Below are 20554 nucleotides of genomic sequence, written 5' to 3' on the forward strand. Positions count from 1 at the left end.
TTTTTTTATTTAGTTTTGATTCATTCATGATTATTAAAGCCAATGAAAACCCTTTCCATAAAAGATATAGCTGTTAAAGCAAATGTTTCAATTACAACTGTCTCTTTTATCATCAATGGGAAAGCAAAAGAAAAATCGATTAGTGAAGCCGTAATAAAAAAAGTCGAAAAAATTATTGAGGAAAGCGGTTACAAACCAAACCAGATTGCCAGAAGTTTAAGAACGGGTAACTCTAATATCATAGGCCTGATTGTTGAAGATATCTCTAACTCTTTTTTTGCAAAAATAGCCAGGTTGATAGAAGATAAAGCTTACAAACGTGGTTATAAGATTATTTATTCAAGCACTGAAAATAATGTAGAAAAGGCGCAAGAACTGATTAATATGTTCAAATCCAGGAAAGTTGATGCCTACATTATTTCACCCGTTAAAGGCCTGGAAGAAGATATACGGATGCTTATAAATGATAATAAGCCTGTTATTTTATTTGATAGAAATCTGCGTGATGTACAGGCCAATTATGTTGGCGCAAATCATTTCAGCGCTTCTTATCAATCTATAGAAAGTTTTATTGCACAAGGGAAAAGAAATATAGCACTGGTTACAACGGATATTGACGTTCAACAAATAACCGAACGTTTTGAGGGCTATAAAAAAGCTTTACTCGATTATGGCTTAACCTACAGGGAAGAACTCGTTTTGAAAATTCATTTCAATCAGAACGAAGCATCGACCATCGACGAAATAAAAATGCTTTTCAATTCCGAGAAAATAGATGCCGTTTTGTTTGCGACAAACTACCTTGCCATAAGCGGCTTGAAAGTGCTTAAATCAATAAAGAAAAAAATAGGTGCCGAGTTATCGGTAATTGCCTATGATGATCATGAAGCTTTTGAATTGCATACGCCTGGCATTTCCACCGTTCAGCAACCCTTAGAAGAGATAGCCGAAACGGTTATCAAGCTGTTGTTAAGTCAGTTATCATCTAAATCTATATTGCCTAACCAGGAGGTAATTATTCCGGCTACACTTATTATCAGAAATTAAATTTTCACTGAACAATCTGGTTGTAACGTTTTTTTTACAACTAAATCGTTTTATTAAACAAATAAAATTTCTACTATTGATGTGGTAAAACGATTTACTATAACCAGATATATTTATGAGAAATTTTGAAAATCCAAGGCTGTATAAGTTGCAGTCCTATATCCTTCGCGGAGAAACATTCGCTTTTTACGGTTTTTATTATTCAATCTCACTTTTCAACTAAAGATTAATACAATCTATAATAACAGGTAAATGATTTTATGCCTGTATTTTTTACCAGCGATAGTCAGATATCGGTAAGGGACGCCTAACAGTAAAAGGAAAAATAACATAACTAATCAATTAAAATTTAACAAAACCCTAATGAAAATTAATTTACTTAAAATTTCAGGGCTATCTGCGGCAATTATTTTGCTCAATGGCCCTGCGTTTTCAATGAATTCAGCGAGGGAAGGAGCCGATGGATTCTTGAAAACGAACAAGCTATGGCAGCAAGTTCAGTCGCAAAATGTTATCACAGGTACAGTTGTCGACGAAACCAATCAGCCAGTTCCTGGTGTTGGAGTGGTCAACTCAAATTCTGGCAAAGGTACTGTAACAGATGCCAACGGAAAATTTAGCATTGTGGCAAATGCTACCGATGTACTCCGTTTTTCTTATGTAGGTTATCAAAGCCAGAGTATTACAGTAGGTACACAACAACAAATCAGCATTAAATTAAAAGTGGCAACTGACACCAAATTAAATGAAGTTGTAGTTGTTGGTTATGGTACACAAAAGAGGGGAGAAATTACATCGGCAGTTTCGACTGTAAAAAGCGAAGACTTTAACCAGGGCGGTTCAAGAAGTCCTTTGGATTTAATTCAAGGTAAGGTTGCAGGTTTAAGTATTACACGTACAGGAGGCAATAATCCTAATTCCAGCGCTGCTGTACAACTGAGAGGTATTGTTTCCATTACGGGTTCTGCAACACCATTAATTGTAATCGATGGTATACCCGGTGGTAACCTCGATTTGTTGCAGCAAGATGATATCGAATCGTTTGACGTTTTAAAAGATGGTTCTGCTGCGGCAATTTATGGTACGCGTGCTAATGCAGGGGTAATCTTAATCACCACCAAGAAAGGTAAAGGCGGCGACCCAACTTATGATTACAACACTTACTTTTCGAGAGATTATGTTGCTAAAAAGCCCGACTTTTTAACAGCTGAAGAGTTTATTGCCCGCTCTCCATCAAATAATTTAGGTGCAAATACTGATATGTACGATTTATTGCTGAATAAAGAGAACATTACGCAGTATCACAATTTTGCCGCTACCGGCGGTACGCCCAAGTCAAATTACAGAGCTAGTTTATTTTACAATGATTTACAGGGTATATCTAAAGAAAATGGTCGGAAAAACTACGGTGCGAGGTTAAATTTAAATCAAAAAGGCTTGAAAGACCGGCTATCTATGCAAACCAATTTAGCCGCCAATTTTAATAACGCAAATCTTTTAGGTGGTTCTGATGGTGATTTCGAACAATCTGTTCAGAGAAATCCAACTGCTCCGGTATACAATCCGGATGGATCGTTTACGCAAACCACCGCTTTTAACAATTATAATCCGCTGGCCAGAATTACGCAGGAGTTAAATAGAAGAGACCAGCAAACTTTTTCCGGAGATACCAAGCTTACGTTAGAGGTTATTGACGGATTAAAAATTTCTGCTTTTGGCGCATTAATCAGAGATACATATAATGATAGATCGTACAGGGACAGGGCATCTTATTCTTCAACTCAAACCTATCAGGGAACTGGTTATGCCTCTAAAGCCAACCGACAAGATAAAACATACACCTTCGAAAGTACAATAGATTACAATAAAGTATTCAATAACGACCATTCCATATCGGCTGTGGTGGGCTATAGTTATCAATATTTTACCAGAGAAGATTTCAACTTAAACAACTCAGGCTTCATTACCGATGCATTCGAAGACTGGAACATTGGTGCAGGTAATGCCATTACAAACGTAACATTACCAAGGCCTGGAATCGGATCCTTTAAGGAGGATAATACTTTAATTTCATTGTTGGGCCGCGTTAATTATGCCTATCAGGGGAAATATTTACTTTCAGTTTCTGCCAGACGAGAGGGTTCATCAAGATTTGGTGCAAACAATAAATGGGGAACCTTTCCGGCTGCTTCAGTAGGTTGGGTTATTACCAAAGAAAGCTTCATGGAGCAATTTAAATGGGTAAACAATTTAAAAATAAGAGCCGGATACGGTGTAACGGGTAATCAGGGCATTCCTAATTACCAATCATTAATTACATTGAGCACCGGAGGACCTTACTTACAGGACGGAAAATGGGTTCAAACCTATGGCCCGTCGAGAAACCCGAATCCGGATTTAAGATGGGAAAAGAAAAAGGAATTTAACGTTGGTTTGGAATTTGGTTTCCTGAATAACCGTTTAGGTGGTTCAATTGATTATTATACGCGTAAAACAACTGATTTGCTTTTAAGTTACAATGCGCAGGTACCGGCATTTGTTAACAGTACAATTTACACCAATGTTGGTAGTATTTCTAACAAAGGCTTGGAAATTGCCATTAATGCGATTCCTGTACAAACGAAAGATTTCCAGTGGAGTACCGATGTTTTATTTAGTACCAACAAAAATAATTTATCTTCTCTTTCAAACGATGTGTTTAAGGCAACTTTCTTGGAATATGGTGGTTTGCCTTCCCCGGGGAATTTAGGGAATACAATTAGAGCTGTTGAAGGTCAGCCTTTAGGAAACTTTTACGGTAGAAGATTTGCCGGTATTGATGCATCGGGTAAATGGCAATTCTATAAAAAGGATGGTTCAATAACAAATTCTGCCGGAATTAATAACGAAGATTTAACGGTAATTGGTAATGGTATCCCGAAGTACTATGCATCGATGTCTAATACTTTCAAATACAAAAATCTCGATTTAACCATCTTCTTCAGAGGTAAATTTGGTTATGATATTTTAAATGTACAGGATATGTTTTTCGGAAATATAGCTTGGTTACCGAACAATGTGTTAAGATCTGCAATTGAAAAAAATGCAGCCCTTAAAGATTCGCCTCAATTTTCGGATTATTACTTAGAAAGCGGAAATTTTGTAAAACTTGACAACATCACATTAGGCTATAATTTCAAATTAAAAACGAGCTATATCCGTAATTTAAGGCTATATGCTTCTGGCCGGAATATCGCAACATTTACAAACTATTCAGGTCTGGATCCGGAACTTCAGGATACAGGTTTAACCGTAGGTATTGATAACAGGGGCTTTTATCCTCGTACAAAAACATTTACCCTTGGATTACAAGTTGGATTCTAATCATAAAATAATTTAGAAATGAAAAAATTTATATTATATACATCTTTATTAGGTGTGATTACACTGGGCTCCTGCACTAAGCTGGATGAAAACGTGTATAATTCTATTATTGCAACCAATTTTTATAATAATAGAACTGAAGTAATGGCAGCAGTGCTTAGGCCTTTTACCCATGCAAGTGCCTGGGTAAGTTTTATGGATAATAATAACTACTGGAGGCTTAATGAACTAACCGCAGACCAGGTTGCCTGGCCGCAAAAAGGCAGGCACGGGTATGATGGGGCACAATGGATTCGCTTGCATAACCACGAATGGACGGTAACTGATAACACCATTAAAGGTCCGTGGGATTTAATTTGGCAAGGTATCGGATTTTGCAACAACACGATACAGGATTTAGAAAAAGTTGATTTCGTTAAAATTGGAATGACGGCTGATGAGAAGACTTCGATTATTGCAGAAACTAAAGTATTAAGGGCCTGGCATTACCTTAAACTGATAGATATTTACGGCAATATTCCAATTGTTACTACGGTTGGAACACCATTAAACCCGCCAACTAAAACCCGAAAAGAAGTCTTTGATTTTATTGAAAAAGAAATTAAAGATAATGTTGAATTATTGAAACCATTATCAGCCAATTTAGTCGGCCGTGTAAGCAAAGCGGCCGGTTATGCAATGCTTTCGGAATTATATCTGAATGCCGAAGTTTGGACCGGAACACCTCGTTGGGATGATTGTATCGCTGCAAGTGATAAAATTATTGGCGGGCAAGTTGGAGGATTAAACGGTAATGCAGATTTAGATCCGGATATTTATGCACCTTTCGGTGTTGCTAACGATAAATCAAAAGAAAATTTATTTCAGATTGCTTACGATTTTAAAGCTGCAGACTGGAGATTAGGTTTCGAAGGTTTGTTCTGGCACTATAATCAAAAACAAATTAATGGAACGGACAGAAACGGTAATAACGCTGTGGTTGTGGTTCCGTCGGCGTTCGATGCGTATAAAGATACTGATTTAAGAAAGCAAAAATGGTTTTTGATAGGTCCGCAATATAAATATGGAAGTACAACCGACCCGGTTTTAGGTACAGAAGAGTATAATAATAAACCGCTTGTTTTTGTTAAAGAAATCAGAAGAAACAGCGAAGGCGAAACCGGAGAGGGTGGAATGACCAGGGGCGAAGAGAATAGCGGCGCACGTTTTAATAAATATCAGGTTGGTTTACCAACTGATGCGAGTTATTGGGCAAATGATTTTGTTCTTTATCGTATAACTGAAGCCTATTATAACAAGGCAGAAGCTTTAATGCGTAAAAATGGAAATGTGGCAACACAAGAAGTTGTTGATTTAATTAACAAATGTATTGTCAGACGCTTCTCAGCGGCGGATTATGCTGTAAACAGATATACAATTGCAACTTTAACACCAGATGAATTTTTGGCAGAAAGAGGTCGTGAATTTGTTTTTGAAGGTAAACGTAGAGAAGATATGGTTAGGTTCGGTAAATTCACAACCAATACCTGGTGGGATCATAAGCCTACAACTGCAACAAAAGCTTTATTCCCAATTCCAAGCTCACAAATTGCAATCAATCCGGGAATTAAACAAAACCCTGGGTACTAATTAAAAATAGAAGATGCTTGTAAAAGAGCATCTTCTATTAAACTAACTATTAGTTTTTTTTAAGATTTTTAGTAGCCTATCTACTATTGCTTTGAGCAACGAGATGTTGTTTTATTAACATTAAAGTAGGTGAATCTTCTTTTCATCATTTAAAGTTTTTACAAAATAATAGCTAAACATTTATGAAAAAATATTATTCGCTGATTGTTGTAAGCATCCTGTTTCTACTCAGATTAAATGCTCAGGATAGAGCACCCGCTTACCCGTTAATAACACACGATACCTATTTTAGCATTTGGTCCTTCGGGGATGAACTTAATCAATCTGTAACTAAACATTGGACGGGTAAAAACCAATCCCTATCAGGCGTTTTAAAGGTAGATGGTCAATTTTACCGCTTTTTAGGTGCCGAATCAAAAGAATATAAAACGATACTTCCAGCTTCAGACGAAACTGCTTACCAGGCAAATTACTCATTTAATAAACCAGCCGAAAGTTGGACAGCTAAAGCATTTGATGATGCTAAATGGCAAAAAGGTACGGCACCTTTTGGCGACGATAAATCGGCTAAAACCAAATGGAACAGCGACGATTTATATTACAGGCGGAAATTCTCTATTGCTAAATTATCAGCGGGAAAAAAATATTTAAAGCTTAATCACGACGATGATGTTGAGGTCTTCATCAATGGCAAATCAGTTTATAAAAAAGAAGGTTGGGTACACGAATACATTTACATTCCAATTAGAGAAGGTGATTTAAATGCAGGTGAAAATGTATTGGCCATTCACGTTAAAAATACTGCTGGTGGCCGGTATCTTGATGCAGGCATTGTAGAAGAAATCCCTCAGAAATCTGCCATAAGCTTAGCTAAGCAAACGAACGTAAAAGTTGAAGCGACCACCACTAAGTACAATTTTAACTGTGGCCATGTTAATCTGGAAGTTACTTTTACCGCTCCGCTTTTATTAAATGACATCGCACTTACAGCACGACCAATAAGTTACATCAGTTATGCTGTAAAATCAACCGATGCTAAAGCACATAAGGTAGATTTGTACTTTAGTGCGTCAACAAATATTGCTGTAAATACACCAGACCAGGCTGTAACAGCTAAGAAATCTACGGTTAACAATCTTTCAATTTTAACTGCCGGAACGATAGAACAACCAATTTTGCAAAAGAAAGCAGACGATTTACGAATTGACTGGGGTTATATGTATGTTGCTGTTCCCGAAAAATTCAAAGCTACACAATACATTAATAAGCAGGCAGAAAGTTTAAATAGCTTTTTGGGTGCTAAGTATCCGTTAGCGGATGAAGTGTCAAATGCTAAAGAACTAAATTTAAGTAGTATTATTCCTTTTGGTTCTGTCTCAGAAAATTCGGTTGAAAAATACTTAATGATGGGTTATGATGATTTGAAATCAGTGGAGTATTTTGGAATGCAATTGGCTCCTATCTGGAAAAAATCAGGAGAAAAATTTGAGACACAACTGGCAAATGCTGATAAAGATTACGTATCGATAGTAAAAAAATGTGCTGACTTTAATGCAAAGCTTTACGCTGATGCCGAAAAAGCCGGTGGAACAGCATATGCAAAATTATGTGAGCTGGCTTACAGACAGAGCATTGCTGCACATAAAATTGTGTATGCACCAAACAACGATATCCTATTCCTTTCAAAAGAGAATTTCAGCGGAGGTTTCATTAACACCGTTGATGTAACTTATCCGTCTGCACCAGAATATTTAATCTATAATCCTGAACTATTAACCGGTATGCTGAATGGAATTTTTTACTATTCTGAAAGTGGAAGATGGAAAAAACCTTATCCGGCGCACGATTTAGGAACCTATCCCTTTGCAAACGGCCAAACTTATGGTGAGGACATGCCGGTCGAAGAAGCGGGTAACATGATAATTTTAACCGGCGCAATTACGAAGGCACAGGGCAATACAAAATATGCAGAAAAACATTGGGCTATCTTATCAACCTGGGTAGATTACCTGGTTAAAGAAGGTTTCGACCCGGCTAATCAATTATGTACTGACGATTTTGCGGGGCATTTAGCCAGAAATGCTAATTTATCAGTTAAAGCCATTGTTGCAATCGGTGCTTATGCGCAAATGGCTCAGCAGTTAGGCAAAGCAGGAGAAGCAAAAAAATACAAAGATATTGCTTTAGATATGGCTAAAAAATGGCAGCAGATGGCTGATGACGGCGACCATTATGCCTTAACTTTCAACGATAAAAATACCTGGAGCCAGAAATATAACCTCGTTTGGGATAAATTATTAGGACTTAAACTTTTTCCTGAAGCCGTTTATAAAAAGGAAATTAACTACTATTTAACCAGGCAAAATGCTTTTGGTTTGCCCTTAGATAGCCGTAAAACGTATACCAAATCTGATTGGATAATGTGGACAGCAACACTTGCAGATAATCAGGCTGATTTTCAAAAATTTGTAAAGCCTGTTTATAAGTTTGCGAATGAAACCGAAAGCCGTGTACCGCTTAATGATTGGCATGAAACAACAACAGGTACTAAAGTTGGTTTCCAGGCCAGAAGTGTAGTTGGCGGTTATTTTATAAAATTATTGGCGGACAAGTGGGGGATTAAAAATTAGAAAATCAGGCTACAAAAATATGAATCAATGCAACTGATTTATCGGATCATTTAAGAAAGCACAGAAGATATTATCTGATGCCTGATGTTTAAGAAATTACTGTTAATTTAGGCACTTCTAAAGATAGATGGTAAACCGATTTAGAAAGGCATTAAATAGCCGAATAAACCGGTTTAAGCTGATAAGTAAATGCCGGTTTGAATTGGTGATTTGCAGGTAATAATTATAAAGAAAAGATAAGCAGAATGGAAAACCCTGTTGCCTTAGGTGTAGATATAGGTGGCTCGCACATTACAGCGGCATTAGTGGATTTAACAACCAGAACAATTATTCAGGATTCGATAAAACGCAACGCAGTAGATTCAAAGGCAGGTAAAGAAACAATTTTAACCGCCTGGTGCGAGGTTATCAATAATGCATTTAGCGCATCAACAAATCAAACAAAACGTATAGGTGTTGCTATGCCCGGACCGTTTGATTATGAAAAAGGTATATCCCTGATAAAAGATCAGGATAAATTTAAAGCGCTGTATGGTGTAAACATTAAAGAAGAACTTTCCTGTTGTTTGCAGATAGAAACGGAAAATATTCATTTTATAAATGATGCTGCCGGTTTTCTGCAAGGAGAGGTTTTTGGAGGTGCTGCAAGGGGAAATGCAAATGTTTTGGGTTTAACGCTAGGTACCGGACTAGGGTCATCCTATTGCGAAGTTGGTATTGCTAAAGATGCGGATTTATGGAATGCGCCTTTTTTGAATGGAATTGCAGAGGATTATTTATCAACCCGTTGGTTTGTTAACCGTTATTATCAATTAACCGGTAAAAGTGTTGCCGGTGTAAAAGAATTAACAGCCTTAACACCAACTGACCATTTTGCTGTCCGGGTGTTTATGGAATTTGGTTCTAACCTGGCGAAATTTTTAATCCCGGTTATTAAAAAGTATAATTCTGATGTGGTGATTATTGGTGGTAATATATCAAGGGCCTTCACTGCATTTTCTCCTGAGTTAATTGCAACTTTAAAAGGTCATGATATTCATACAGCCATTAAAGTAACAAAGTTAAAAGAAAATGCTGCGCTCATTGGTGCTGCAAGCTGTTGTGATTTAAATTTCCCTGAAAACGACAGTATAAAGAATACAGCAGTCGACATTAAAACGAATTAAAGGGTAAAACCTTTTTTTTACTAGCAGTTAGTAAAACCATTTAGTGATTAAGCAGACTGGAATAAATTATTAAATAGCAAACACATAAACTGAATACAACTAATGAAAAAACTATTCATCGCCTTATTAAGTTTTGCGGTAACAGGAAGTTTCGCACAACAAGTAGGCAAAATTGCCGATCCTGTAGAATGGATTAATCCATTGATGGGTTCGGCATCTAAACCAAGTTTATCTAATGGTAATACTTACCCGGCGGTTGGTGTGCCCTGGGGTATGAACATGTGGACGCCCCAAACTGGTAAAATGGGTGATGGCTGGGCATATACCTACGATGCTGATAAAATTCGCGGGTTTAAACAAACGCATCAGCCGTCTCCATGGATGAATGATTACGGCGCATTTGCAATTATGCCGGTAACCGGTAAATTAAAATTTGCCGATGAGGAACGTGCAAGTTGGTTCAGCCATAAAGCTGAGGTTTCTAAACCTTATTACTACAGCGTTTATTTAGCTGATGCTGATGTAACAACCGAACTTACGCCGACTGAGCGAGCAGCGCAATTCAGGTTTACTTTCCCTAAAACGGATAGTTCTTTTGTGGTAATTGACGCACAGAATAAAGGTTCTTATATCAAAATTTTTCCTAAAGAAAGAAAGATTATCGGTTATACCAGTAAATATGCCCGTGGTCCGCTGCCTAAAAACTTTAAAAACTACTTCGTAATTTATTTTGATAAGGATTTTGCATTAGCTAAAACCTGGAGCGGTAAAAAATTAGGTGATGATTTAGAGCTGACAAGCGACCATACCGGCGCCGTAATTGGCTTTAAAACAGTTAAAGGTGAAAAAGTGACCGCTAAAACGGCATCCTCTTTTATCAGTTTTGAACAGGCAGAACTGAACTTAAGGAGAGAATTGGCTAACGATAGCTTTGATGCAACAAAATCGAAAGCAAAAGCGGTTTGGAATAAAACACTAAGCAAAATTGCCGTCGAAGGTGGCACAATCGACCAAATGCGCACTTTCTATTCATGCCTATATCGTACATTATTCTTCCCGAATAAATTATATGAGTTAGATGCCAAAAACCAAATTGTACACTGGAGCCCATATACGGGCGATATCAAACCAGGCTATATGTTCGCCGGTACCGGTTTCTGGGATACTTTCAGGGCCTTATACCCATTCTTAAACCTTGTCTATCCTTCGATAAATAAAGAAATGCAGGAAGGTTTGATTAACGATTACAAAGAAGGTGGTTTCCTGCCCGAGTGGAGCAGTCCGGGTTTCGCGAACATTATGGTCGGTAACAATTCGGCTTCGGTTGTTTCTGATGCCTACATTAAAGGCCTGCGTGGTTATGATATAAATACCTTATGGGATGCCGTGAAACATGGCGCAAATAACGAAGGCCCTATAGAAGCAGTTGGCCGTAACGGTGTAAAATATTATAACGAATTAGGTTATGTACCTTTTGATGTTAAAATAAACGAAAATGCTGCGAAGACTTTGGAATATGCTTATGATGATTTTGCCATCTATCAGTTAGGAAGAGCTTTGAAACGTCCGGCCTCTGAAATTGAAATCTACAAGAAAAGAGCAATGAATTACAAAAATCTTTTCGATCCGGCATCTGGCCTGATGCGTGGAAAAAACCAGGATGGCACTTTTCAAAGCCCTTTCAGTCCCTTTAAATGGGGTGGCGCTTTTACCGAAGGGAACAGCTGGCACTACACCTGGTCGGTATTTCAGGATATTGATGGTTTAGCCAAATTAATGGGGGGCCACGATAAGTTTGTAACTAAACTGGATTCGGTTTTCTCTTTGCCCCCGGTATTTGATGAAAGTGCCTATGGTGGTGTAATCCACGAGATTCGCGAAATGCAAATTGCAAACATGGGTCAATATGCACACGGTAATCAACCGATTCAGCACATGATTTACTTGTACAACTTCGGTGGTGCACCATATAAAACGCAATACTGGGTTCGCGAAACGATGGATAGAATGTACAAAGCAACGCCTGATGGTTACTGTGGCGATGAAGATAACGGCCAAACTTCTGCATGGTATGTATTCTCGGCAATGGGTTTTTACCCGGTAACACCTGCAACAGATCAGTATGTATTAGGCGCGCCGTTGTTCAAGAAAATAACCCTGACTTTAGATAATGGAAAAACAGTTGTAATTAATGCGGCTTCAAACAGCTCAGATAATCGTTATGTCCAATCGTTACAAATCGATGGGAAACCTTATTCAAAAAACTGGATCAGCCATAGCGGTTTACAAAAAGGAGCGGTACTGAATTTTAATATGACGGCAACACCAAATAAAACCAGGGGGTCAAATCCTGCAGATTTCCCTTATTCATTGTCTACAGAAAAATAGTAGTAAAATTATTTGTTATTGTGAACTTGTCGGATAACCTTTGCATTTCAACAAGCTCAAAATAACCAGGATTAATTCATGATTAAAACGAGGGGTTTAAAAAACCAGACAACTATTAACAAAACCAAAATTATGAAGATTAGCTTATTAAAAACAGGAACCACAGCCTTTACATGGCTAATCGGTACCTGTATGGCATTTGCCCAGCAACCGAATATTCCGCTGACAGATTTATCAGCCTTTAAAGAACCGGGAAACTCCTGGTCTTTGGTAGGCGATGTAACCGTGGATTTAAATGAGGTTAATTCAATTAAAGGAACAAAAGGGACGGGCATTTTACTAAACATTTCTGCACCTAAAAAAGTAGGCTTTGATTTAACGACCATTAAAGAATATGGTGATATGGTTTTAGAACTGGATTACCTGACTGCAAAAGGAACGAATTCAGGTATCTATCTTCAAAATAATTATGAAATCCAGTTAGAAGATTCGTGGACGGTCAGAAACCCGCTTTCTTCAAATAACGGTGGCCTTTATGAGCGTTGGGATAATGATAAACCCGAAGGCGAAAAAGGTTACGGCGGCGTTGCACCACGTCAGAATGCAAGTAAAGCGCCGGGTTTATGGCAACACCTAAAAATCGCTTTTCAGGCACCTAAATTTGATGGTTCTGGAAAGAAAATCGAAAATGCCAGGTTAATCAGCGTTGAATTAAATGGTGTAACCATACACGAAAATGTAGAACTTTGGGGTGCAACAAGAGGTGGCTATGGAACTGAAAAAGCCTTTGCTCCTTTACGTATACAAGGCGACCATGGTTCTATTGCGTTCAGAAACATTTCAATAACCGATCTTCCTGCGGCATCTGTACAAAATGGTCGTCGTGGAGGTAATAATGCCGACCCAATTTATGTTGGAGCACCGGTAAATACCATGATTCGTAGTTTTATAGATGTAATGCCAGGTGTACGCTCAGTACATGCAATTTCAGTGGGCGGTCCTCAGCAAGTTGCATATAGTTATGATTTGGATAACGGCACTTTATTGCATGGCTGGCATGGTGGTTTCCTTGACGCGACGCCGATGTGGGATGATCGTGGAAACGGAACGTCACGTCCGTTGGGTAGCATAACTCGATTTACTAAAAAACCTGTTTTAGCAATTTCAAAATTGGCAACCGCTGATGCTGCATGGGTTACCGATACAACCGGAACTGGTTTTCGCACTAAAGGATACGTAATGGATGAGCAGGATCGACCGGAATTTAAGTACATCATTTATGGAACTAAGGTTACCGATGCGGTTAAAGTTTTGGAAAACGGGCAAGGTTTATCAAGGGAGATTACCATGGATCAACCTGCAAAAGATTTGTACTTCCTTTTAGGAGAAGTAGCTGATATTAATGAGGTTGCTAAAGGATTATATGTGGTTGATGACAAATCTTACTATTTGCAATTCCCGGAAGGACAAAAACCTGTCGTTAGAGACGTTAATGGTAAAAAACAACTGATTATAGCAATCGGAAGCAAATTAAATTATTCGATTTTATTTTAGTCTGAATTACGATGAGATATACATTTAAAACACTGGCAATACTAGCGCTTAGCTTGAGCTTATCAACACTTTTTGCTCAGGAAACGCCAAAAGAAGAAGATTTTTTCAGAATAAATAAGGTACGCGTTCCAGAAGGAGCGATTTTGGAAGTAGGTGGATTAGTTACTTTACCAAACGGCGATTTAGGCATTTCTACTCGTAGAGGGGATGTTTGGATAGTTGAAAACCCAACAAGTTTAAAACCTTATTTCCGCAAATTTGCGACAGGCTTACACGAAATTTTAGGTATTGCTTATAAAAACGGTGCGATTTACGTTGCACAACGTGGCGAGTTAACCAAGCTGGTTGATAAAAACATGGATGGCAAAGCCGATATTTATGAAACCATTTATGCATGGCCTTTAAGCGGCCATTACCATGAATATAGTTTTGGTCCGAAAATAGCTGCCGACGGCTCTTTTCTGGTTACCGCAAACATTGCTTTTGGCGATGAAGAATGGTGGAGAGGAGAAAGCCGTGTACCCATGCGTGGCTGGGCAATGAACATTACCGAAGATGGTAAAATGACACCTTATGCGGCAGGCTTCCGTTCCCCTGCAGGTATCGGAATGCTGGATAATCAGTTTTACTATACCGAAAATCAAGGCGATTGGGTTGGATCGGGCGGCTTATGGAAAGTAAATAAAGGTGATTTTATGGGTCACCCGGCAAGTTTAAAGTGGACTGGCAGATCAGATTCTCCGGTTAAATTAACATCAGACTTTTTCTATTCTAACATTGATGAACGCCGAATTAAAAATGAGCAGGGCAGGTATATTAAACCTGAAAACAGGATAAACGAAACGTTTAAAACACTTTTTGATATGAAAAAGGTATTCCCTGAACTGCGTTTGCCATCGGTTTGGTTGCCTTACGGAATTCTGGGTATTTCATCTTCAGAGCCTGTAAAAATTCCGCAAAATACATTTGGCCCATTCGCCGGGCAAATTTTAGCTGGCGACCAGGGTATGAGCATTATTTCAAGGATTTTCCTTGAAACGGTAAAAGGTGAGGAACAAGGAGCGGCTTTCTTATTCAGAAAAGGCTTCCGTTCAGGCGTTTTGCGACTGGCCTGGGGTAATGATGGTTCCTTGTTTGTTGGCGAAACCAACCGCGGCTGGGGTTCGGCGGGCGACGCTAATGAAGGTTTAGAACGCTTGGTGTATAATGATAAAGTTCCTTTTGAAATGAAGGCCGTACGTTCAATGCCTGATGGTTTCGAAGTTGAATTTACAAAGCCGGTTGACCGTAAATCGGCAGAAGACCTGGCGTCATATGCAGCAGAAAGCTTTATTTATAAATACCACCCGGTATATGGTTCGCCACCTGTAAATGTAGAAACTTTAAAAATTACAGGTGTTAAAGTTTCTGAAGATGGCTTAAAAGCAAGACTAATCATTCCGAACCTTCGTCAATACTATATTCATACCTTAACGCTTGATGGTATTCGGGATAATGAAGGATTTTATTCTTTGGTTCACCCGGTTGCTTATTATACCTTGAATCAGATTGCTGATGGGGAGAAATTATCATTAAGCGAGGTGAGCACCAGAAATTCTGAAGCTGGTCCTAAGGCATCTGCAACGCCGGTTAAAAAATCGGCATCGCCCAAAGCTTCTACTGGTATTAAGCCAGAGGCTAAAGGTGCCGCCGGTTCAACACCTGCGAAACCGGCGACAACAAAAACTGCAGCTTTAAAAACACCATCGTATAAAGAAGTGGAGGGTTTGTTAACTAAAAATACTTGTCTGGCCTGTCATAACCCAACGAAAAGGCAAATCGGCCCGCCATTTTTAGAAATTGCAAAACGCAAGTATTCAGGAGAAAAAATTTATGCTTTAATTCATAATCCCCAGCCACAAAACTGGCCCGGGTATTCTACTGAAATGCCGCCAATGCCACAGGTAACCAAGGCAGAAGCTTTAAAAATTGCCGCCTGGATTAATTCTTTAGATAAATAAAAAAAATAGTGTAATTTAAATAAACGGTTGGTGGAAACATCAGCCGTTTTTTGTTTTAACCAAGTTGTGAATTGGCTTTAAAAAGAAACGGGGACTCCGCCGAAGCAGCATCCCCGTCATCTAAATTAACGCTCTCATATACATAAACGTTGTAATTAGGATTTATTGCCTGGTGGTTAAAATATTTTTTTATGGCTATTCTTGATTTACCGTCATTCTCGCTTATGCGGGAATCTTAAAGCGTAAAAAAGGAATAAGCATTGCATTGGGATTCCCAATTTAATTGGGAATGACGGTAAGTCTTATCGAAGTATTAGTATTATCTCGATTTTAGGAAAATAACCAATTATAGATAAACCACCCCGACCCCTCCTTGAAAATAAGGAAGGGGAGTTAATTGATGATAAGCTTTCCATGAGGCTGTCTTATAAGTAAGAAATGTGATCTTAAGCCAGCTTTCACTGAGCTAAGTCGAAGTGAAGGACTCTAAGAAACTGCATTTTGGGGCGTTTCGACAGGCTCAACATGACAAAATTAATAGTAAGTTGATTTATGAGACATCATCATTACATGAAAGAAACTTAAATGAATTATACATGACTGCTTGTCATTTGATAATTTTCTACTTTTACTTACATGGAATCTATAAATAAAAGCAAACAGGATGCAGAAAAACTGGCAGCAGCAAAAGAAGCCGTAAAGTTTATTAAAGATAATGATGTGGTTGGTTTAGGGACTGGTACAACGGCAACTTTTGCAATAAAAGAATTGGCTAAACGCATGCAGGAGGGTCTTAAAATAAGGGCTGCCGCAAGTTCCATCAAAACAGAAGAACTGGCTATATCTTATGGTATTCCGATATTAAAGTTAGAGACACTAAACTCAATTGATATAAGTATAGATGGCGCTGATGAATTTACCACATCACTTAATTTAATTAAAGGTGGCGGTGGTGCCTTATTTCGAGAAAAGATAATTGCTTCCTTAAGTAAGAATGCCATCATTATAACTGATTCATCTAAAAAAGTAAGTAAGCTTGGTGCATTTACCGTTCCGGTTGAAGTCATTCCGCTCGCATTACAATATGTATTCAATCAAATTGAGAAACTGCATGGACAGGGTATTCTTCGGGAAAAAGAAGGGAAAAAATTTTTAACAGATAACGGTAATTACATTGTCGATGTCGATTTTGGTTTAATCGATAACCCCAAGGAACTTGCATTTGCTTTAAATCAAATTGATGGCTTACTTGCCCATGGTTTATTTATTGGACTAACCTCAAAAGTTATAATGGCTAAAGGCGATGAAATTTTAACTTTTGAATAAATGATCGTCCTTTCGAGGGCTAAATTTATTCCATAAAAATCAATATTAATGACATTTACTATTTGCATTCCCCTCTTTTAGAGGGGTGCCCGCAGGGCGGGGTGTTTTATTGTCCTGGCCGGACAGGCTTTTTTGTTTTTCAGAGAAGTTTATATTTTTATTGGTCTTCAAGCTTGCTTCGCAGGTTTGGCAACAAAAGAAACAAAACCGAGCATTTTGCGAGCTCATTAATACAATTAAAAACAATGATAACTAATTAATAATTGCCGGCTGAAAATTATTCATAAGTATTTATTGTTTTAATAGGTATTCATGAGGGCTACGCCGTTTTTGTATTTAAGGTTGTGCTTTGGCTTGGATAATACATCCCCAAAAATTTATTAGGCCGGTTTAAAGCAGAACGGAGAATCAGTACTTTGGCCTTATAAACACAAATAGCCCATAATTTGATGTATTTAAGTAAGTTAACAATAACGTCAATTGTAGCGAAATGCAACGAAGTCGAGAAATCTGTTGAAGATCTCTCCGTTTCGCTACGCTTCATCCGATGGCTATCGAATCAAGATGACGAATTTCTTTTGATCTGTCAATGGTAGCGCAGCCGGAAAATCTTTGTAATAGGCACGAAGTTTCTGTGAATCAAAATCTTTTTGATATAATAGATTGCTTCGTTGGTTGAAAAAGTCTCCTCGCAATGGCGATTTTGAAATTCACCGACATTTTTATGTCTTGTAAAATTTGCTGAATATTTTCACCGATACTTTTACTTCACCCACCGATAAACTAAATCCGTTTAAGGAAAAGCCATTTTTCCGCCTTCACTTTCGTGATACATTTGATATATAAAAACAAAGGTCATGGAAAATCTAATCAAAAAAAATCACGCAGATAAACAAATGGGTTTAGGCATTTTAATTGTTGTAATCGGTTCGGTCGCTTTATTGAGAAGTTCAGGTTTAGCTATTCCACATTGGATATTAAGCTGGCACACGGTTATGTTAGGTGCAGGTTTGTGGATTGGCTATCGCAAAAATTTTCAAGGCGGAGGCTGGTTAGCGTTAACCATTATTGGTGCAATTTTTACGCTGCAAGACATTACAATTATGGATTTCGAACTATCGAAAATTACAACAGCCCTACTGTTAATCGGCTTAGGTTTATGGGTAATTTTAAAACCAAAAAAATATAAAACTTTTAACAATGATTTTCGTTGTACGAATGAAATACATGAAACGAAAAATTAAAAATTCTTAACTCCATCATATATCTGAAAGGGACATTTTTTTAAACATGTCCCTTTCTTATTTTAAGAAAAATTCAGAAACGGTATATTGATAAAAAAGAAACGGGGATTCCGCCGAAGCAGCATCCCCGTCATCTAAATTAACGCTCTCATATACATAAACGCTGTGATTCGATATTATTGTGTTGAGTTTAATTTTTTTTCACTTTGTCATATCCGGCCCTCAATAATGTCGCTTTTGCCTGTTGCGTAATTTTCTATGTTGATGTATTTTGCATAAAAAAGCGATATGGAAATATTTCACCTGAATGAAGATATAAAAGTAATGTACGTAACGGCAGCATCTTTTCCTGAAGGTATAGAAACTGCCCATAGGAAATTACATGATGTAGTTGCCTTTGATGAAAAACGAAGATATTTTGGTCTGTCGAAACCTAATGGAAAATCAATTGTTTATAAAGCTGCCGCGGAAGAGTTAAATCCCGGAGAAGCACAAATTTTGGGTTTTGAAAGTTTTACTATACAAAAAGGTGATTTTATTAGCGAATATATTTCTGATTTTATGTCAGATATTTCTTTAATTGGAAAAACATTCGAAAAGCTGTTGTCTGATTCCCATATAGATCCAAATGGTTATTGTCTTGAAATGTACATCGATAACAAGGATGTTCGATGCATGGTACCATTGAAATCTTTCGAATAAAAAACTAACCAATTAGTTGTATTTTAATAAAATAGGAATCAAATATTATTAACTTTGGTTTATTGAACTAAACAAAATAATATCAAATCATTCATGAAGAAAAGTGTTCTAATAGTTTTTGCACTATTATTTTTTACAACCGCATCATTTTCACAAAACGTTATCAATCTTTTTAACGGCGCAAATAATTTTTTTAAACTTTTACAGGAAGAGAAATATACCGAAGCTTATGGTTATTTCGATGAAACGGTTAAGGCTAAATTATCTGAAGAACAACTAAAAAAAGTTTGGACTGATGTTAATGCAAGTTTAGGAAAGGCAGAGGATTTAGAGGCAGTTCAAAGTAAAGTTCAGGGTGATTTTTTTGCCGTAACTGTAGAAGGAAAATTTCAGCGTGGTACACAGGATTTTATATTGGGTTTTAATAAAGCACAAAAAATTGTCGGATTTTTCTTTGCACCAAAACCAACGGCAGCCAAATACCTGTCGCCTTCCTATGCCGATACAACTTTATATTCAGAAAAAACGACTTATTTAACTTCTCCCGGTCACCAATTGGCCGCGATTATCACTACGCCTAAAAACAACAAAAACTTCCCTGTTGTGGTGTTTGTACATGGCTCGGGCCCTTCTGATATGGATGAAACCGTGGGTCCGAACAAACCGTTTAAAGATTTAGCTGCCGGTTTAGCCGCGCAAGGTATTGGTTCTGTTCGATATGTAAAGAGAACCATGATTTATGCCCAGGAGTTTAGAAAAACATTTACAGTTAAGGAAGAAGTTCTAGATGATGCTGTTGCAGCTTTGGCCATGGCAAAAACGATTCCCGGAGCAGATGTAAAGAACATTTATTTATTCGGACATAGCCTGGGTGGAATGCTTGCGCCAAGAATTGCAAGCCAGGTTCCTGATTTGAGCGGTATAATTCTGGCCGCCGCCCCGGCAAGAAAATTAACGGATATGATTCTGGAGCAGAGTAAATATCTTTTTGACAAAGCCAACGATACTGCAAAAACAGCCAAAGCCCAGTTTGATATGGCTATTGCCGAAATTGCTAAAAGCAATGTTACTCAACTCGGAAGCATGAAACCTGATTCGGTGATATTGGGCTTACCGGTATCTTATTGGATTGATATTAATAATTACGACCAGGTGGCTGCGGCAAAAAAACTGGTTAAACCACGCATTTTTGTTATTCAGGGTGGTAATGATTACCAGGTATCTCAGAAAGACTTCGATTTATGGAAAGCCGGATTGGCAGGGAATTCAAATGCAGAATTTAAATTTTATCCGGAGCTGAATCATTTGTTAAGCCAACAGGTTGAAAAAGGTACGGGTACTCAATACCAGGCATTTTCGAGTGTTTCTGCTACTTTAATTAATGATATTGTCGCCTGGATCAAAATAAAATAATTCAATTTTTAAATATGAAAAATAGCCCAAAGAAATTCAGGCTATTTTTTTTTGTGCTTAAATTCTGGATTTAATTTTCATTATATTTAATA

Annotated in this window: 12 protein-coding genes; all 12 read left to right on the forward strand. The window is 37.8% G+C overall.

The window, feature by feature from the left end; genetic code table 11:
- Window positions 1-42 precede the first annotated feature (42 nt).
- Complete coding sequence (locus O0931_RS18130) at window positions 43-1047, forward strand: LacI family DNA-binding transcriptional regulator (RefSeq protein ID WP_269416895.1); 1005 nt, start codon at window positions 43-45, stop codon at window positions 1045-1047.
- Between the two features lie 363 nt (window positions 1048-1410).
- Window positions 1411-4410 carry a SusC/RagA family TonB-linked outer membrane protein gene (locus O0931_RS18135; RefSeq protein WP_269416897.1) on the forward strand — a complete coding sequence of 1000 codons (3000 nt, stop codon included), beginning with the start codon at window positions 1411-1413 and terminating at the stop codon, window positions 4408-4410.
- A gap of 18 nt (window positions 4411-4428) precedes the next feature.
- Window positions 4429-6039, forward strand: a complete 1611-nt coding sequence (locus tag O0931_RS18140; protein WP_269416898.1) for a RagB/SusD family nutrient uptake outer membrane protein — start codon at window positions 4429-4431, stop codon at window positions 6037-6039.
- Window positions 6040-6221: 182 nt separating this feature from the next.
- Complete coding sequence (locus tag O0931_RS18145; RefSeq protein ID WP_269416899.1) at window positions 6222-8669, forward strand: glutaminase family protein; 2448 nt, start codon at window positions 6222-6224, stop codon at window positions 8667-8669.
- A 245-nt stretch (window positions 8670-8914) separates the two neighbouring features.
- The gene (locus tag O0931_RS18150) at window positions 8915-9835 is read left to right on the forward strand and encodes an ROK family protein (protein ID WP_269416900.1); all 921 of its coding nucleotides are present in this window, start codon (window positions 8915-8917) and stop codon (window positions 9833-9835) included.
- Window positions 9836-9937: 102 nt separating this feature from the next.
- Window positions 9938-12223 (forward strand): GH92 family glycosyl hydrolase, encoded by a 2286-nt coding sequence (locus O0931_RS18155; protein WP_269416901.1) that lies wholly within the window; start codon window positions 9938-9940, stop codon window positions 12221-12223.
- A gap of 132 nt (window positions 12224-12355) precedes the next feature.
- Complete coding sequence (locus tag O0931_RS18160) at window positions 12356-13777, forward strand: 3-keto-disaccharide hydrolase (RefSeq protein ID WP_269416902.1); 1422 nt, start codon at window positions 12356-12358, stop codon at window positions 13775-13777.
- 11 nt (window positions 13778-13788) lie between these two features.
- Window positions 13789-15777, forward strand: a complete 1989-nt coding sequence (locus O0931_RS18165; RefSeq protein ID WP_269416903.1) for a c-type cytochrome — start codon at window positions 13789-13791, stop codon at window positions 15775-15777.
- A gap of 636 nt (window positions 15778-16413) precedes the next feature.
- Window positions 16414-17103, forward strand: coding sequence for a ribose-5-phosphate isomerase RpiA (rpiA, locus tag O0931_RS18170; RefSeq protein WP_269416904.1), 690 nt, complete (start codon window positions 16414-16416; stop codon window positions 17101-17103).
- Between the two features lie 857 nt (window positions 17104-17960).
- The gene (locus O0931_RS18175) at window positions 17961-18347 is read left to right on the forward strand and encodes a LiaF transmembrane domain-containing protein (protein ID WP_269416905.1); all 387 of its coding nucleotides are present in this window, start codon (window positions 17961-17963) and stop codon (window positions 18345-18347) included.
- Between the two features lie 288 nt (window positions 18348-18635).
- Window positions 18636-19049, forward strand: coding sequence for a transcriptional regulator (locus tag O0931_RS18180; protein WP_269416906.1), 414 nt, complete (start codon window positions 18636-18638; stop codon window positions 19047-19049).
- 93 nt (window positions 19050-19142) lie between these two features.
- Entirely contained in the window at window positions 19143-20462 is a 1320-nt protein-coding gene (locus O0931_RS18185; RefSeq protein ID WP_269416907.1) for a DUF3887 domain-containing protein, read from the forward strand.
- Window positions 20463-20554 lie beyond the last annotated feature (92 nt).

The organism is Pedobacter rhodius (genome assembly GCF_027213645.1).
Taxonomy (GTDB): domain Bacteria; phylum Bacteroidota; class Bacteroidia; order Sphingobacteriales; family Sphingobacteriaceae; genus Pedobacter; species Pedobacter rhodius.

Coding starts and splice junctions, on each gene's coding strand:
- O0931_RS18130 (WP_269416895.1), top strand. CDS start 43: ATGAAAACCCTTTCCATAAAAGATATAGCTGTTAAAGCAAATGTTTCA.
- O0931_RS18135 (WP_269416897.1), top strand. CDS start 1,411: ATGAAAATTAATTTACTTAAAATTTCAGGGCTATCTGCGGCAATTATT.
- O0931_RS18140 (WP_269416898.1), top strand. CDS start 4,429: ATGAAAAAATTTATATTATATACATCTTTATTAGGTGTGATTACACTG.
- O0931_RS18145 (WP_269416899.1), top strand. CDS start 6,222: ATGAAAAAATATTATTCGCTGATTGTTGTAAGCATCCTGTTTCTACTC.
- O0931_RS18150 (WP_269416900.1), top strand. CDS start 8,915: ATGGAAAACCCTGTTGCCTTAGGTGTAGATATAGGTGGCTCGCACATT.
- O0931_RS18155 (WP_269416901.1), top strand. CDS start 9,938: ATGAAAAAACTATTCATCGCCTTATTAAGTTTTGCGGTAACAGGAAGT.
- O0931_RS18160 (WP_269416902.1), top strand. CDS start 12,356: ATGAAGATTAGCTTATTAAAAACAGGAACCACAGCCTTTACATGGCTA.
- O0931_RS18165 (WP_269416903.1), top strand. CDS start 13,789: ATGAGATATACATTTAAAACACTGGCAATACTAGCGCTTAGCTTGAGC.
- rpiA (WP_269416904.1), top strand. CDS start 16,414: ATGGAATCTATAAATAAAAGCAAACAGGATGCAGAAAAACTGGCAGCA.
- O0931_RS18175 (WP_269416905.1), top strand. CDS start 17,961: ATGGAAAATCTAATCAAAAAAAATCACGCAGATAAACAAATGGGTTTA.
- O0931_RS18180 (WP_269416906.1), top strand. CDS start 18,636: ATGGAAATATTTCACCTGAATGAAGATATAAAAGTAATGTACGTAACG.
- O0931_RS18185 (WP_269416907.1), top strand. CDS start 19,143: ATGAAGAAAAGTGTTCTAATAGTTTTTGCACTATTATTTTTTACAACC.